This is a genomic window from Caulobacter sp. AVps18 (assembly GCF_058681425.1).
Window position 1 is genome coordinate 3,950,431 of record NZ_CM178737.1, and the last position, 13,449, is coordinate 3,963,879.

Consider the following 13,449-nt stretch of genomic DNA (forward strand, 5'->3'; position numbering starts at 1 on the left):
CATCGGGATGGAAGGCGAGCCCTCGCCTCGACAAGGCGACAGGCGCAGGATAGGCCGCGCAGCGAACGCAGGAGACGAACATGGGCATTCCCAAGGGCAAGCGCGACTTTCGCGACGAAGACCGGCTCGACCCCCGCGAGCGCCACCAGCTGGAATACTGGATGAAGCGCTGGGGCGTTACCAAGGACCAGATGGTGGCCGCCCATCGCAAGGTCGGCAACTCGATCAAGGACATCGGCGCGGAGCTTGGGAAAAAGCGCTAACGCTTGTCGCGCTGAAAGGCCTTGGCCTCGGCCGCAAGGGACGAGGTCGACGGATCATAGGGCTCGGGCTCCGGCTCGAACGGCAGGCTGCCGGCCACGCCGCGCAGGGCCAGCCATAGCGGATGACTGAAGTGGCCCAGAATACGCAGCGGCCGGCGCTTGTCGTCGGTGACGTCCCAGCCCTCCAGCTCGAACTGATCGGCCTGCTGGCGCATCGACTTGACGTCGATGCAATCCCAGCCCTCCGGATCAGGGATCAGGGCGGCCTCGTCGGCCGTGAGGCCAAAGGTGTCGCGCGCCAACTGGTCGATCTCGGGAAACTCCGCGCGCGCCTGGGGCTCGGCAAAGGCCGGCTTCATCAGCGCCCGGTGTTCCAGGTCAGCAAAACCCGGCAGATCGATCAGTCGACGCAGCGCCACGATCAGGACTCGGCTTCAGCGATGTCGCGGAAATAGGGCACGACCTCGCCCTGCAGCTTGATGGTCATGGGGTTGCCCTTGCGATCCATCGTCTTGCCGGCGGTCACCCGCACCCAGCCTTCGCTGACGCAGTATTCATCGACATTGGTCTTCTCGACGCCCTTGAAGCGGATGCCCACGCCGCGCTCCAGCAGTTCGGCGTTGTAGAAGGGACTGTCGGGGTTGGTGGCCAGGCGGTCGGGAGGGGTATCGCTCATCGGATCGGCTTTCGAATTTCTGTGGGCGTTCGCCCTCGAACGGCGGTGATAGCCATCCGCCGCCACAAATCCAAGCGCCGCGACGTCGCGTCCGTCCCTCCCCTCGCCTCAGCGGGTCTCAGGCTTGACCGGATCGGGGTCCGAAACGACCCCGCCCTTGCTGGCCCTGCGGGTCGCGAACATCCTCCGACCGGAATAGTCATGCTCAGCCACCATGACAGCGCCCGCCGCTGACCCCCGCCCCTGACCCATGGCTGCGGAAGGCGGTGAAGTTCTGCACAAATGGCCCACAGGGCCTTGTCGATGGCGCATCGGCAATCTTGGGCCGGGACAAGAACCGCGCCCCCTGCTAGCTACGGGCGTCAGCCATCTGGAGCTCGCATGCTGCGTCGTATGTACGATTGGGTCATGGGCATGGCCGCTTCGCGCCACGCCCCAACCAGCCTGTTCGCGGTGTCATTCTCGGAAAGCTCGTTCTTTCCGATCCCGCCCGACGTCATGCTCGCGCCGATGGTGCTGGCCCGACCGGACCGCGCATGGCACTACGCCGCCCTATGTAGCCTGGCCTCGGTTTTGGGCGGCATATTGGGCTATGCCATCGGCTTCTTCCTGCAGGACATGGGCCTTTGGCTGATGAAGATCACCGGCCACGCCGGCGGTCTGGCCGAGTTCCAGTGCTGGTACGGAAAATACGGTGTCTGGGTAATCCTGGCCAAGGGCCTGACGCCCATCCCCTACAAGCTGGTGACCATCGCCTCGGGCCTGGCCGCCTTCAGTTTCCCGATGTTCATCATCGCCTCGGTGATCACGCGCTCGGCCCGCTTCTTTCTGGTGGCCTATGTGGTCAAGAAATTCGGCCCAACCCTGCTGCCGGTGATCGAGCGTCGCCTCGCCCTGTTCGCAGGCGGCCTGTTCGTGCTTCTTGTCATTGGCCTAGCGGCTAGCCATTTCCTGGGTGGGAGCACCGGAGGCGCCTGCGCGGTATGACGACGACGATCAACACACCTTCGGCGACCAACGCTGGACCCGCATCGACGGACTCGCCTACCGCGACCGAAGTTCGCGGTCCGCCCCCGGTCGAAGTGGTGGCCACGCCGGTCCTGACCGTTGTGGTCGACGCGGTTCTGGCCTGGTGGCCCATTGTGGCCCTGGGCGTGAGCGCCGCCATGCTGGGAGCCGCTCACGCCTTCGAGACCTTCGGCAAGCTGGCACCCTGCAACCTTTGCCTCAAGCAGCGCGAAGTCTTTTGGGTGGCGGGAACGGTGGCCCTGGTCGCCATCGCCGCAGGCCGCTCGCCCTGGGCAGCGAGGGCCCGGCGACCGTTCAATCTTCTGCTGGCCGCGATCTTCCTCTACGGCGCGGGTCTTGCCGCCTTCCATGCCGGCGTGGAGTGGAAGTGGTGGCCAGGCCCGACCACCTGCACCGGCGGCTCGGCCGCTGCTGCGGGCGATCTCGTCGCCATGTTGAAGGGCGGCAAGGTCAAGCCACCGGCCTGCGATACGGCCGCCTGGGTCTTTCTGGGCCTGTCCATGGCAGGCTGGAACGCTATAGCCTCGCTAGGCCTTGCCGTCGCCTCGCTGACGGCAGGCCTGCGCAAGCCCCCCCCGGTCGCGCCATGACCGCCCCCGCTCCTCGCCGCCCGGGAACGGGTGCCGCCAGGGCCCGGCTGGCCGAGATCCTGCGGGTCGATCAGGCCGGCGAGCTGGCCGCGGTGCACATCTATCGTGGCCAGGCGGCTGTGATGCGCGCCAGCCCCGGCCGCGAGCGCCTGGCCCAGCAACTCCAGGACATGGAGGGTCACGAACAGGTCCACCTGACCCGGTTTGACCAGCTCCTGACCGAGCGGGGCGTGCGCCCTACCCTGATGTCACCCGTCTGGCGCGCCGCAGCCTTCGCCCTGGGCGCGGGCACCGCCCTGCTGGGCGACAAGGCCGCCCATGCCTGCACCGAGGCCGTCGAGACGGTGATCGAAAAGCACTATGCGGGCCAGATCGACGAACTGCGCGACCGCGATCCCGATCTTGCGGCCGAGCTCTCGCAGTTCCGCGACGACGAACTGGCCCATCGCGACCTGGCTGTCGAGGAAGGTGCCCACGAGGCGCCCGGCTATGGCCTGCTGACCGCCGTGATCCAGGCCGGTTGCCGCGCCGCCATCAAGATCAGCGAGAAGATCTGAAGCTTCGGCTTGGCACCCTGCCCGGCGCGCAATACCCATGGCAGGCTGAAAGCTTGCCTCGGGAGAGTGCCGTTTGCCCGTTCGTCATCGTGTTCTGGCCGCCCTAGGCGCGGTGTCGATCCTGGCCCTGAACGGCACCGCGAGCGCCCAGGAGCCCGCAGCCAAGCCGATCGTCACCTCGCCGCTCAGCTTCGACACCGGCGGCGCGATCCCGGCGCAGCAGGCCGCCCTGTCGTTCGAGCACGCCGACTTGAGCTTCAAGATCATCCCCGACCGCAAGGCGCTGGAAGGTCGGGCGGTCCTTACGCTCAAGGCGCGATCGCCTCTGGACCGGATCGTTCTGGACCTGGACCGCGTATTCGTCATCCGCGCCATCACCCTCGACGGCAAGGCACTGAAGCCCTCGGCCTGGAGCAATCCCGAAGGCCGCCTGATGATCACTCCGCACCGGAAGCTGGCCAAGGACCAATCGGTCACGGTGGCCATCACGTATGACGGAATCCCGCACGAGGCCAAGCGCGCGCCCTGGGACGGCGGCTTTGTCTGGAGCAAGACCGAGACCGGCGAGCCATGGATCGCCACCGCCGTCCAGGGCGAGGGTTGCGACCTTTTCTGGCCCTGTATCGACTACACCACCGGCGAGCCCAAGCGGGTCGATCTGCACATCACCGTGCCGGCCCCGCTGGTGGCACCGGCCAACGGCACCTTTCTGGGCATGACCGAAAAGGACGGCTGGCGAACCTATAGCTGGCGGGCCCGCAACCCCAACACCTACGCCATCGCTCTGAATGTGGGCCCCTATGAAGAGCTTTCAGCCACATACAACAGCCGGTTCGGCGACAGCTTCCCGATCCAGTACTGGTATCTGAAAGGGCGCGAAGAAAAGGCCAAGGCCCTGTTCGCCGAATTCGCGCCGATGATCGATTTCTTCGAGCAGATGATCGGCCCCTACCCGTTCCGCGACGAGAAGATGGGCGTGGTCGAGACCCCGCACCTGGGCATGGAGCACCAGACCATCAACGCCTATGGCAACAACTACGCGAAGGATGCCTATGGCTTTGACTGGCTGCTGCAGCACGAGTTCGCCCACGAGTGGTTCGGCAACCAGCTGACCGATCTCGACAACGACGACATGTGGCTGCACGAGGGTTTCGGCAGCTACATGCAGCCGCTCTATTCCCAGTGGCTGCACGGCGACATGGACTATATGGCGCGCCTGAACGCCCAGCGGGCGGGCATCAGAAACAAGTCGCCCATCGTCTCCGGAAAGCCCCTGCGCGAGGACGACGTCTACAATGCCGACCGGGGCCCGGGGAACGACATCTACGCCAAGGCCAGCAACGTGCTGCACACCCTGCGCACGCTGATCGGCGACGAGGCCTTCTTCAAGGCCACGCGCCTGATCGTCTATGGTCGCGACGACCCCAAGCCCGGCAATTTCACGCCGCGCTTCGCCAGCACCCAGGACTTCGTCAAAACCGTCAACCAGGTGACCGGCAAGGACTATGGCTGGTTCTTCGACGCCTATCTCTATGAGGCCACGCCGCCGGAGCTCGTCGAAACCCGCGAGGGCGGTGACCTGATCCTGCGCTGGAAGACGCCCAACGACCGCCCGTTCCCGATGCCCGTCGAGGTCAAGCTCGGCGGCCAGATCGTGACCTTGCCGATGGCGAACGGCACCGGCCGGCTGGCGCTGGGCGACGCGATGCCCGTGATCATCGATCCCGCCTCGAAGATCCTGCGCCGCCAGCCTCATGTCGAGACTTTCCGGGCCTGGCAGAAAGTGCGGGACGACGCCGCCAAGGCTGCCGCCGAGGCCAAGAAAAAGGCCGAGGACGAAGCCAGGGTGGCCAAGCCCTGAGGCCATGAACCGGAGACGGTCATCTTTGATTGACCGTCTTCCTTCACGGAAAATCCTTCACGTCAGGCCTATCGAGGGGCGCGCAACGAGAACCCCCGCATGCTGACGCCCAATCTTGTCGTGAACACCGCCCGAGCTGTGCTCGTGTTGGGTGCCTTGTCGGCCGCCACCCTGATGCTGGGCCCATTTCAGGGGCTGGAGGGCATGATCGGCCTCGGCGACAAGACCGCGCACGCCATCGCGTTCGGCGGCCTGGTGGCGATCTCGTTCATCGCCTTCCCCCGTATGCGCCGATCGGATCTGGCCATAGCCGCGCTGCTGCTCGGTGGAGGCGTCGAAGCGGCGCAGCTTTTTGGCGGCCGTACCGCAAGCCTGACCGACTGGATGGCCGACGGGGCCGGAATCGGCGTGATCTATGGTGCCAGTATTCTTGAAGGCCTGCGCAAGATGGCGCGCGAGCACGGCGATCTGTCGTTCTCGGCCATTGCACAGCTTGACCGCCGCCGGTCGCGCAGGCCCGCCAGGGCCACCTTCGCGCCATCGCCAGCTGCGGCCGAAGAAACAAAAGAAGCCTTCGCCCTTCGCGCAGCTCGAAAGTTTCCTGCCGGCACAAGACCCTGACGCTCAATCTTCAGGTGTGTCCGTTACCTTCAGCGCCGCCTGACCTTCCGGAGTAATGGTCCAGCCCGCCCGTTCGCGCTGGGCGAAACCCAGGTCGGTCAGGGCCCGGGCGTCTGCGATATTGATCCAGTCGACATCCTCACCGGCCTGCTTGCGGGCCAGGTTCGAGAGCGCCAGGCGTTGACCTTCGGAAAGCGTCATCTATTGCGCTTCCATCACGGGTTCGACAGTCTGGACCTCCGGGCGAGCCTCTTCGCAAAGCTTGCGCAGTTGCTTGAGCATTGACGGGCCGCTGATTTGACTCGGAGCGTCAGAAAAGCCTTCGATCTTCAACTGCTTGCGAATGTCGGAGATGGTCGGATACTCGCCGGACCGCGCCAGGGCGAAGGCGCGTTCCAAGGTGGTGGGTCGATGGGTCATAAGCCATCTCTACAGCAGACGGCACCTTACAGCGAGGCGTTGTTGTAGCCCCGGCTCGCGGAACAAGACGCGGCGCGACACGTTGTTGAGCCTCATAACAAGGAGGCCAACATGACCGACACCCCGCAACGACAGGACGGCTCAGCCCCCGGCGTCTTGGGCGACTGGTCCCAGGCCCAGGATCTGGGTCAGGCCGGCCACCCTGAGGACCGTGTCAGCGAGACCGACGTCAAGGATGCCTTCCAGAATGAAGACACGCCCGCCACACGCTTGGTCGAGCCCCTTGCAGAAGGCGAAAAGCACGACCAGCTGGCCGACCGTGTGGAGCAGGCCGAAGACCGCCAGGAAGCCCTGATTGACGAAAGCCTCGACGAGAGCTTCCCCGCCAGCGACCCACCCAGCGCCAAACGCATCACCTGAAGCCGGCCTCTACGCCTCCAGCTCGATATCCCAATAGAGATAGTCGAGCCAGCTGGCGTGGAGGTGACCTGGTGGGAACCGGCGTCCACGGTCCTGAAGTTCGTGCATGCTTGGACGACGCGCCGTGCGGAACGGGATCATCCCCGCTTCGCGCGGCGTCCGGCCGCCCTTGCCCAGATTGCAGGGAGCACAAGCCGTGACGATGTTCTCCCAGGTCGTGCGTCCGCCGCGTGATCTTGGGATGACGTGGTCAAACGTCAGATCCTCGGGCGAGCCGCAATACTGGCAAGAGAAGCTATCGCGCAGGAACAGATTGAACCGCGTGAAGGCAGGCGGCCGGTCCTGGGGGACGTACTGCTTCAGCGACACGACACTGGGCAGCTTCATCTCAAATGAGGGCGAATGGACGACGTGGTCGTAGGTCGAAACGACATCGACACGTTCCAGGAACACCGCCTTGATCACCTCCTGCCAGGGCCAGAGGGACAGCGGGTAATAGCTGAGCGGCCGAAAATCGGCGTTCAGAACAAGCGCCGGCATGCCGGACGGGGGACGGGACAGCACCTGCATCAGGGCCTCCCTCCAGACCCCAACAGGGTCGTTTGAAACACATACGCGATCGGACTGAAGACGGGCCTCCTTCCTACGCATTCTCAGGAATCGCCATTCATTCCCGAACGCAAGGAAAGGATGAGCCAACTCCGCGACGGAACCAAGACATCTCGCGCCCCGTCGTCAGAAAGGTGGGATTTCGCCGCGCTTGACGGCGCCATAGCAGCGCCACAACAGGTGGGCGGCGACGGCACGGTGAGGCTTCCAGGCCCGGGCGCGCAGATAGGCCTGTTTCTCGTCAGGCCGGATCTCGGCGCCGTCAGCCCAGCGCATGGCCTCCTGCAGGGCCACATCGCCGCCGGGAAACACGTCCATCCGGCCCTCACAGAACATCAGATAGGTCTCGGCGGTCCAGCGGCCGATACCGGTGATCGACATCAGGGCAGCCGTGGCCGCCTCGTCGTCCAGCCGGCGCAGGCCATCAAAGTCGCACAGCCCCGAGACATGGGCCTGCGCTATGGCCCGGGCGTAGCGAACCTTGGGCCGCGACAGGCCAAAGGCCTGCAGGTCAATGTCCTCAAGCGCCAGCACGGCGGCAGGCGAGACCTCGCCCAGGCCCGCCTCGACCCGCGCCCAGATAGCGGCGGCCGAGGCCAGCGAAACCTGTTGCTCGACCATGAGCTTGAGCAGACCGGCAAAGCCGCGTTCCCGCATTCGCCAGGGGAATTCCGGGGTTACAGCGTCGATCCGCGCGATGGCGGGATCAAGCGCGGCGAGCGAGGCGCGGGCGGCGCGGATTTCGTCGGGGGTGGGACAGGTGTCGGGGGTCACACGAAGACCTGAACACCGCATCACCGCTCGAGCAACCCGATCCTTGCGGTGGTTCAGGCGATTGAGACGATCTCGACCTCGCCGCCGGCCACCATGGCGGTGTCGCCGATGATCTTGCCAAGCAGGGCCCGCGCAAGCGGTGAGACGTAAGACACCGAACCTTCAGCAGGATCGGCCTCGTCCTCGCCGACAATACGGAAAGTCTGGCGACGACCGTCCTCGCGGTCGAAGGTCACGGCCTGGCCAAAATGCACGACGTCGGCGGGACCGGTCGGCTCGGTCAGTTGGGCGCTGGCCCGGCGGGCGGCGTAGTAGCGCAGGTCGCGGGTCGCCCGGGCCATGGCCGTGCGGTCTTCGGCGACGCCGCCGGTCGCCTGCGCGGCGCTGTAGGCGGCGCGCGCATCCGCCAGCCAGGCCTCGAGCTGGGCCAGGCCTTTGGCGGTGACCAGGTTGGGGTTGGACGAGATGGGCCGGTCGAGCAGGTCGGCGGCGAAGGCCTCGCTGTCGCCTTCCTTCGTGAAGGCGACGCTCATGACGGGAGGCTTTGAACTGAAATGGACATGAGGAAGAAATCCGGAGACCGACGGGATGTTCCCGGCGCGGGTCTCAAGGCTCCCGGCGCATCGGCACCTTTTGCTAGCGGCCAGAGCGCCTCAGTTCAAGCGCGGGCGAGCCAGAGCAGACGGCGAACGCGACGGCGGGTCGGCTGAACCCAGCCTTTCCCGCCGCTCGCGGACAAATCGAAAGTTACAGGACAACGCCGACGACGGCACCGGCGAGAGCCAGGGCGAGCACAAGGAAGTAGCCACCGGCCAGGCGGTCGAAGGCGCTTTCAAAGGCGGAAAGCGAGCGGAACATGGAGAGATCCCTTGGGTTAGCGTTTTGCCCCGCCGCTTTTGCGGACGTGGGCCCGTCCAATCTGGACAATGCTTAAATAGCACCAATCTGAACGCCGTCAAGATGATCTTTACAGCGTTTGGATGAAATTTTAGAAAGGATTCGCTAGAGTGAGATCGATGACCAACCCAGCGCCCGAAAACCGTCCGTATCACCATGGCGATCTGAGCCGCGCCCTCGTCGATGCCGCGCGCCGCATCCTTGAAAAGGACGGCCCCGCCGCGCTGTCCCTGCGTGCGGTCGCGCGGGAGGCCGGCGTCAGTCCCGCCGCGCCCTACCACCACTTCAAGGACAAGAGCGAGCTGCTGGAGGCTATCGCGCACGAAGGCTGGGTGGCACTCGATGCGGCGCTCATGCAAGCCCGGGCCAAGGCCAGCAATGCCCGCGACCGAATGACCAGCATCGGCGTGACCTATGTGCAGTTCGCACGCGACAATCCGGCGCTGTATCGCGTCATGTATGACTGCTCGCGCGACAAGGATGCCCTCCCAGAGCAGATGAAGGAAGAAGGTGCCTATTGCCAGGTGCGCAACACCATTGCCGAGCAGTCAGGCGGGGATGTCGGCGACCTGGATCTGGAACTGGCCACCATCGCCGCCTGGTGCGCCGGTCACGGCCTGGCCGAGATGATCAGCTTCAAGCAGTTCGAGCCGCTGAAGGAGGTCCTCGGCGGCGAAGACGCTTTCCTGCGCGCCGTATTCGAGCACCTGGGAATGTTCGCCAAGTTCGACCGGGGCTGACTCCTTGAGCCTCGTGACCCGGTTCGCGCCGTCACCGACGGGGCTGCTGCATCGCGGCCATGCCTTCTCGGCCCTGACCGCCCATGATGCTGCCATGGCGGTGGGCGGGCGGTTCATCCTGCGGATCGAGGACATCGACGCCACGCGCAGTCGCCCGGACTACGAGGCAGCCATCCTCGAGGACCTGGCCTGGCTGGGCCTGGGCTGGGAACAGCCCGTGCGCCGACAGTCCGACCATCTGGATGACTATCACGCCGCCATCGACAGCCTGAGGGCGCGCAGCCTCGTCTATCGCTGCTTCCGCACGCGCAAGGAGCTGGACATCGGCCGCGCGCCGCATGAACCCCAGACGCCCTTCGTCGGCGGTCCCCTCCCCTCCGCCGAGGAAGCCGAACGCCTTGCACGTGGCGAAGCCTTCGCCTGGCGGCTATCGCTGGCGGCGGCCCGCGAGGCGCTGGGCGGCTTCAACGGACTGGCCTTCGTCGAAGAGGGCGCTGGGCCTGCGGGCGAGACCGGGGTCATCAAGGCCCGTCCGGAGATTGCCGGCGACATCGTGCTGGCCCGCAAGGACGTCGGCGTCGCCTATCATCTGGCCGTTGTTCTGGACGACGCGCTGCAAGGGATCACCCACGTCATCCGGGGCGAAGACCTGTTCGAAGCCGCACACATCCAGCGCCTGCTACAGGCCCTGCTGCACCTGCCGACCCCGACCTATCGACACCATCGCCTGCTGACCGGGCCGGACGGCAAGCGCTACGCGAAGCGCGACAGGGCCCAGACCCTGCGCGACCTGCGAGACACCGGCGTCACGGCTGCGGCCTTGCGAGCCGAGATGCGCCTCTAGCGAACCCAGTAACGATAGGCATAGGCCGGGCGGAATCCCTCAGCTTCGTAGAGTGCGATAGCCGGCGCATTGTCAGCCTCAACTTGCAGATAGGCTTGGGCGGCCCCCAGCGCCGCAGCCTGCTCCAGCAGGGCGCCCAGCACCCGACGGGCCAAACCCTTGCGACGGTGCTGCGGCAGGGTGCGCATGCCAAATAAGCCGGCCCAGTCCCCCTCGACGGCGCAGGCCCCCAGGGCTGCAACCTCGCCGTCGATCATCAGGCTGGCAAAGCGGGCCGGGGCCGGGATCCGCGCCAGGGTCTGGAGCCGTTCGCGTGCGTCAGCCAGGTTGCCGCCCGCCGAAGCGGCAAATACCGCCTCAAACCCGGCGTCAGGCGTAGCTGACAGAACCACCGCCGGATCGGCCCGCCCGGACGTCGGTCCGACCATCACCCGCGTCTCCTTGCAAGGGCGATAGCCCCGCTGCATGAGGCACTGGGGCAGGTCTTGCGGCGCAGTTGCCCCGTCCGTCAGCTTGAAGCGCGGTGGAAGGCCGCGCTGGGAGAACCAGGCCTCTGAAGCATCAAGCGCCGCCTCGACGTCGCGATCCGGCGCACCCAGAGTCCAGCAGGCGTTGCTCCGCATCGACCAGCCGTCGGCGGCGTTCAGCCGCCAGCCGCCCAGACTGGAGCGCTCCCGCGCCGGCCACGCCCGGTCGGCGATGGGTTCCAGAACGGCCGGACCTGCGCTCACTCGGCCAGCAGCTTTTCGACCAGGGCCCGCGCTTCAGGGCTCGACCAGTCAGCCTCGCCAGCCAGCCGGGCCCGCTCGCGGCCCTGCTTGTCGTAGACCACCGTGGTCGGATAGCCTTGGGCGCGCGGCTCCAGGTCGAACGAGATCTTGTACGACGGGTCGCGATACAGCTTCAGCGGCGCATTGGCGGCCATTTCGGCCTGGGCCAGGTTGAGGTCCGAATCCCGGTCGACACTGACGGGCAAGACCTTCAGCGGCTGGACGGCATAGACGGCCGCCAGCTTGGCCAGGGTCGGCATCTCTTTCTTGCAGGGCGCGCACCAGGTGGCCCAGAGGTTCATCACCACCACCTGGCCCTTGAAATCGGCAAGGGTCACCGGCTTTCCGGCCTCGTCAAAGAAGGTTGTGCCCGGCGCGGCGCGGGGTTCCGCAGGAACCTCCAGCTTGGCCAGCGAGCCTCTCTTGAATTCGTTCAGGTTGGCAGGCCCTGAGGATTTGAACGAAGCCGCGACCATGACGTATAGAACCGCCGCGACGCCGATGAGCATCGCACCGCCGATCGCCCATTTCAGAACACTGCGCTTCGGCGCGACCGTCCCGTTATCATCCGACTGGATTTCGCTCATATGACCGACAACGCCTCCAACAAACCCGACGCCGCCAAGGGCGGAGAGGGTCAAGCCATGTGGGGCGGCAGGTTCTCGGCCAAACCGGCGGAGCTGATGCAGGCAATCAATGTCAGCATCGGCTTCGACAAGCGCCTGTGGGCGCAGGATCTGGCGGGCTCCCGCGCCCATGCTCGGATGTTGATCACCCAAGGCGTCATTGCAAGTGCCGATGGCGAGGAAATCCTCGAGGGCCTGGCCCGCATCGAGGACGAAATCACGACCGGGGCCTTCCCGTTCCGTGACGAGTACGAAGACATCCACATGAACATCGAGGCGCGGCTGCGCGAGCTGATCGGCCCGGTCGCCGGTCGCCTGCACACCGCCAGGTCGCGCAATGACCAGGTGGCGGTCGACTTCCGCCTGTGGGTTCGCGAGGCGTGCGACCGATCTGCAGCCCAGCTTGAGGCTTTGCAAGAAGCCCTGCTGGCCCAGGCCGACGCCTATGCCGACACCCTGATGCCGGGCTTCACCCACCTGCAGCCGGCCCAGCCGGTGACTTTCGGCCACCACCTGATGGCCTATGTCGAGATGTTCGGCCGCGATGCCTCCCGCTTCCGCGATGCCCGGGCCCGGATGAACGAATGCCCGCTGGGCGCGGCCGCCCTGGCCGGCTCGCCCTTCCCCATTGATCGCCATGCCACGGCCTCGGCCCTGGGCTTTGCCCGCCCGACCGCCAATTCGCTGGACAGCGTCTCGGCCCGCGACTTCGCGCTGGAAGCCCTGTCGGCCGCCTCGATCACCGCCACGCACCTGTCGCGCCTGGCCGAAGAGATCGTGCTGTGGACGACGCCGATGTTCGGCTTCATCAAGCTGACCGACGCCTTCACGACCGGCAGCTCGATCATGCCGCAGAAGAAGAACCCCGACGCGGCCGAGCTGATCCGCGCCAAGGTCGGCCGCATCCTGGGCAGCCTGACCACCCTGACCGTGGTTATGAAGGGCCTGCCGCTGGCCTATTCCAAGGACATGCAGGAAGACAAGGTCCCGACCTTCGAGGCCTTCGACGCGCTGGAGCTCTCGCTGCTGGCCATGGCCGGCATGGTCGCCGACCTGACGCCCAACATTGAAAAGATGGCCCAAGCGGCCGGCGCCGGCTTCTCGACCGCCACCGATCTGGCCGACTGGCTGGTGCGGACGCTGAACATGCCTTTCCGCGACGCCCACCACGTGACAGGCTCGGCCGTTAAACTGGCCGAAGGCCTGGGCCTTGATCTGGCGGACCTGTCGCTGGAGCAGTTCCAGTCGATCGAGCCGAAGATCACCGAGGCGGTCTATGCCGTTCTCACCCCGGCCGCCTCGGCGGCCAGCCGCATGAGCTATGGCGGGACCGCCCCCGCCCAGGTCCGCGCCCAGATTGCGCGTTGGAAGGAACTGCTCGCATGACCCTGCGCCCCCTCGCCCTTCTGACCCTTGCCGCCCTTTCCCTGGCGGCCTGCGGCAAACAGGCCGAGCTGGAACGCCCGGCCCCGATGTGGGACCCGGTCAAGAAGGCCGCCTGGGAAGCCGAACGCCGCGCCGCCTCGGGTGCCGCCAACCAGCCCGCCCGGGCCGGCGGCACGCAGGAAATCATGGACCCGGCCTCCAGCAACCGCACCGTCCGCGCCGCGCCCTTGGCCGGCACAGCCCCCAATCCGTTCGGCGGCCCCTCTGCGGCAGGCTTCCCCGGCGCGACGCCCAACTGACGGCAAACACCGCACGTCATCGGCCCCGTCCACGCGCGCCGTCATCCCGGCGAAGGCCGGGATCCAG

Annotated in this window: 21 protein-coding genes; 11 read left to right on the forward strand and 10 right to left on the reverse strand. The window is 66.3% G+C overall.

Features of this window, described 5'->3' with window-relative positions; translation table 11 throughout:
• Positions 1 to 80 precede the first annotated feature (80 nt).
• Positions 81 to 263 carry a DUF3606 domain-containing protein gene (locus ACW179_RS17885; RefSeq protein WP_492060802.1) on the forward strand — a complete coding sequence of 61 codons (183 nt, stop codon included), beginning with the start codon at positions 81 to 83 and terminating at the stop codon, positions 261 to 263.
• On the opposite strand, the gene ACW179_RS17890 is transcribed toward ACW179_RS17885, so the two are convergent.
• Both ACW179_RS17890 and ACW179_RS17895 read right to left on the reverse strand, forming a co-directional pair.
• Positions 260 to 682, reverse strand: a complete 423-nt coding sequence (locus ACW179_RS17890; protein ID WP_492060803.1) for a hypothetical protein — start codon at positions 680 to 682, stop codon at positions 260 to 262. The two genes, ACW179_RS17885 and ACW179_RS17890, sit on opposite strands and share 4 nt — an antisense overlap.
• Before the next feature lie 2 nt (positions 683 to 684).
• Positions 685 to 939, reverse strand: coding sequence for a DUF3297 family protein (locus ACW179_RS17895; RefSeq protein ID WP_492060804.1), 255 nt, complete (start codon positions 937 to 939; stop codon positions 685 to 687).
• Positions 940 to 1,320: 381 nt separating this feature from the next.
• Between ACW179_RS17895 and ACW179_RS17900 the strand changes: the two genes are divergently transcribed.
• The 5 genes from ACW179_RS17900 to ACW179_RS17920 all read left to right on the forward strand — a co-directional run bounded on the left by ACW179_RS17900 (position 1,321) and on the right by ACW179_RS17920 (position 5,597).
• A complete protein-coding gene (locus ACW179_RS17900) occupies positions 1,321 to 1,926 on the forward strand; it encodes a YqaA family protein (RefSeq protein WP_492060805.1) in 606 nt (201 codons plus the stop codon).
• A complete protein-coding gene (locus ACW179_RS17905; RefSeq protein WP_492060806.1) occupies positions 1,923 to 2,558 on the forward strand; it encodes a disulfide bond formation protein B in 636 nt (211 codons plus the stop codon). Before ACW179_RS17900 ends, ACW179_RS17905 begins: the two co-directional genes overlap by 4 nt.
• Entirely contained in the window at positions 2,555 to 3,115 is a 561-nt protein-coding gene (locus ACW179_RS17910; RefSeq protein ID WP_492060807.1) for a demethoxyubiquinone hydroxylase family protein, read from the forward strand. Before ACW179_RS17905 ends, ACW179_RS17910 begins: the two co-directional genes overlap by 4 nt.
• A 73-nt stretch (positions 3,116 to 3,188) precedes the next feature.
• Entirely contained in the window at positions 3,189 to 4,976 is a 1,788-nt protein-coding gene (locus ACW179_RS17915) for a M1 family metallopeptidase (protein ID WP_492060808.1), read from the forward strand.
• Between the two features lie 99 nt (positions 4,977 to 5,075).
• A complete protein-coding gene (locus tag ACW179_RS17920) occupies positions 5,076 to 5,597 on the forward strand; it encodes a VanZ family protein (RefSeq protein ID WP_492060809.1) in 522 nt (173 codons plus the stop codon).
• Positions 5,598 to 5,600: 3 nt separating this feature from the next.
• Here the strand turns inward: ACW179_RS17920 and ACW179_RS17925 are convergent, their stop codons facing one another.
• Both ACW179_RS17925 and ACW179_RS17930 read right to left on the reverse strand, forming a co-directional pair.
• On the reverse strand, positions 5,601 to 5,798 hold the full coding sequence (locus ACW179_RS17925) for a hypothetical protein (RefSeq protein WP_492060810.1): 198 nt from the start codon (positions 5,796 to 5,798) through the stop codon (positions 5,601 to 5,603).
• Positions 5,799 to 6,017 carry a hypothetical protein gene (locus ACW179_RS17930; RefSeq protein WP_492060811.1) on the reverse strand — a complete coding sequence of 73 codons (219 nt, stop codon included), beginning with the start codon at positions 6,015 to 6,017 and terminating at the stop codon, positions 5,799 to 5,801.
• Positions 6,018 to 6,128: 111 nt separating this feature from the next.
• Here ACW179_RS17930 and ACW179_RS17935 point away from each other — a divergent pair, with 111 nt between their 5' ends.
• Positions 6,129 to 6,437, forward strand: coding sequence for a hypothetical protein (locus ACW179_RS17935; RefSeq protein WP_492060812.1), 309 nt, complete (start codon positions 6,129 to 6,131; stop codon positions 6,435 to 6,437).
• Between the two features lie 9 nt (positions 6,438 to 6,446).
• Here the strand turns inward: ACW179_RS17935 and ACW179_RS17940 are convergent, their stop codons facing one another.
• The 4 genes from ACW179_RS17940 to ACW179_RS17955 form a co-directional block, all read right to left on the reverse strand.
• On the reverse strand, positions 6,447 to 7,010 hold the full coding sequence (locus ACW179_RS17940) for an HNH endonuclease (protein WP_492064347.1): 564 nt from the start codon (positions 7,008 to 7,010) through the stop codon (positions 6,447 to 6,449).
• Positions 7,011 to 7,172: 162 nt separating this feature from the next.
• Complete coding sequence (locus ACW179_RS17945; protein ID WP_492060813.1) at positions 7,173 to 7,841, reverse strand: DNA-3-methyladenine glycosylase family protein; 669 nt, start codon at positions 7,839 to 7,841, stop codon at positions 7,173 to 7,175.
• A gap of 32 nt (positions 7,842 to 7,873) precedes the next feature.
• A complete protein-coding gene (gene greA, locus ACW179_RS17950; protein ID WP_492060814.1) occupies positions 7,874 to 8,353 on the reverse strand; it encodes a transcription elongation factor GreA in 480 nt (159 codons plus the stop codon).
• A gap of 214 nt (positions 8,354 to 8,567) precedes the next feature.
• A complete protein-coding gene (locus ACW179_RS17955) occupies positions 8,568 to 8,678 on the reverse strand; it encodes a hypothetical protein (protein ID WP_492060815.1) in 111 nt (36 codons plus the stop codon).
• A 158-nt stretch (positions 8,679 to 8,836) separates the two neighbouring features.
• On the opposite strand from ACW179_RS17955, the gene ACW179_RS17960 reads away from it, so the two are divergent.
• Both ACW179_RS17960 and gluQRS read left to right on the forward strand, forming a co-directional pair.
• Positions 8,837 to 9,457: a TetR/AcrR family transcriptional regulator gene (locus ACW179_RS17960; protein ID WP_492060816.1), complete on the forward strand. Its 621-nt coding sequence runs from the start codon at positions 8,837 to 8,839 to the stop codon at positions 9,455 to 9,457.
• A 4-nt stretch (positions 9,458 to 9,461) separates the two neighbouring features.
• The gene (gene gluQRS, locus ACW179_RS17965; RefSeq protein ID WP_492060817.1) at positions 9,462 to 10,301 is read left to right on the forward strand and encodes a tRNA glutamyl-Q(34) synthetase GluQRS; all 840 of its coding nucleotides are present in this window, start codon (positions 9,462 to 9,464) and stop codon (positions 10,299 to 10,301) included.
• Here the strand turns inward: gluQRS and ACW179_RS17970 are convergent.
• Positions 10,298 to 11,032 (reverse strand): GNAT family N-acetyltransferase, encoded by a 735-nt coding sequence (locus ACW179_RS17970; RefSeq protein ID WP_492060818.1) that lies wholly within the window; start codon positions 11,030 to 11,032, stop codon positions 10,298 to 10,300. The genes gluQRS and ACW179_RS17970 overlap by 4 nt on opposite strands.
• Positions 11,029 to 11,658: a TlpA family protein disulfide reductase gene (locus ACW179_RS17975; protein WP_492060819.1), complete on the reverse strand. Its 630-nt coding sequence runs from the start codon at positions 11,656 to 11,658 to the stop codon at positions 11,029 to 11,031. The genes ACW179_RS17970 and ACW179_RS17975 overlap by 4 nt, the downstream gene beginning before the upstream one ends.
• On the opposite strand from ACW179_RS17975, the gene argH reads away from it, so the two are divergent.
• Positions 11,659 to 13,083: an argininosuccinate lyase gene (gene argH, locus ACW179_RS17980; protein WP_492060820.1), complete on the forward strand. Its 1,425-nt coding sequence runs from the start codon at positions 11,659 to 11,661 to the stop codon at positions 13,081 to 13,083. It abuts the gene before it with no gap.
• Complete coding sequence (locus ACW179_RS17985) at positions 13,062 to 13,382, forward strand: hypothetical protein (protein WP_492060821.1); 321 nt, start codon at positions 13,062 to 13,064, stop codon at positions 13,380 to 13,382. The genes argH and ACW179_RS17985 overlap by 22 nt, the downstream gene beginning before the upstream one ends.
• Positions 13,383 to 13,449 lie beyond the last annotated feature (67 nt).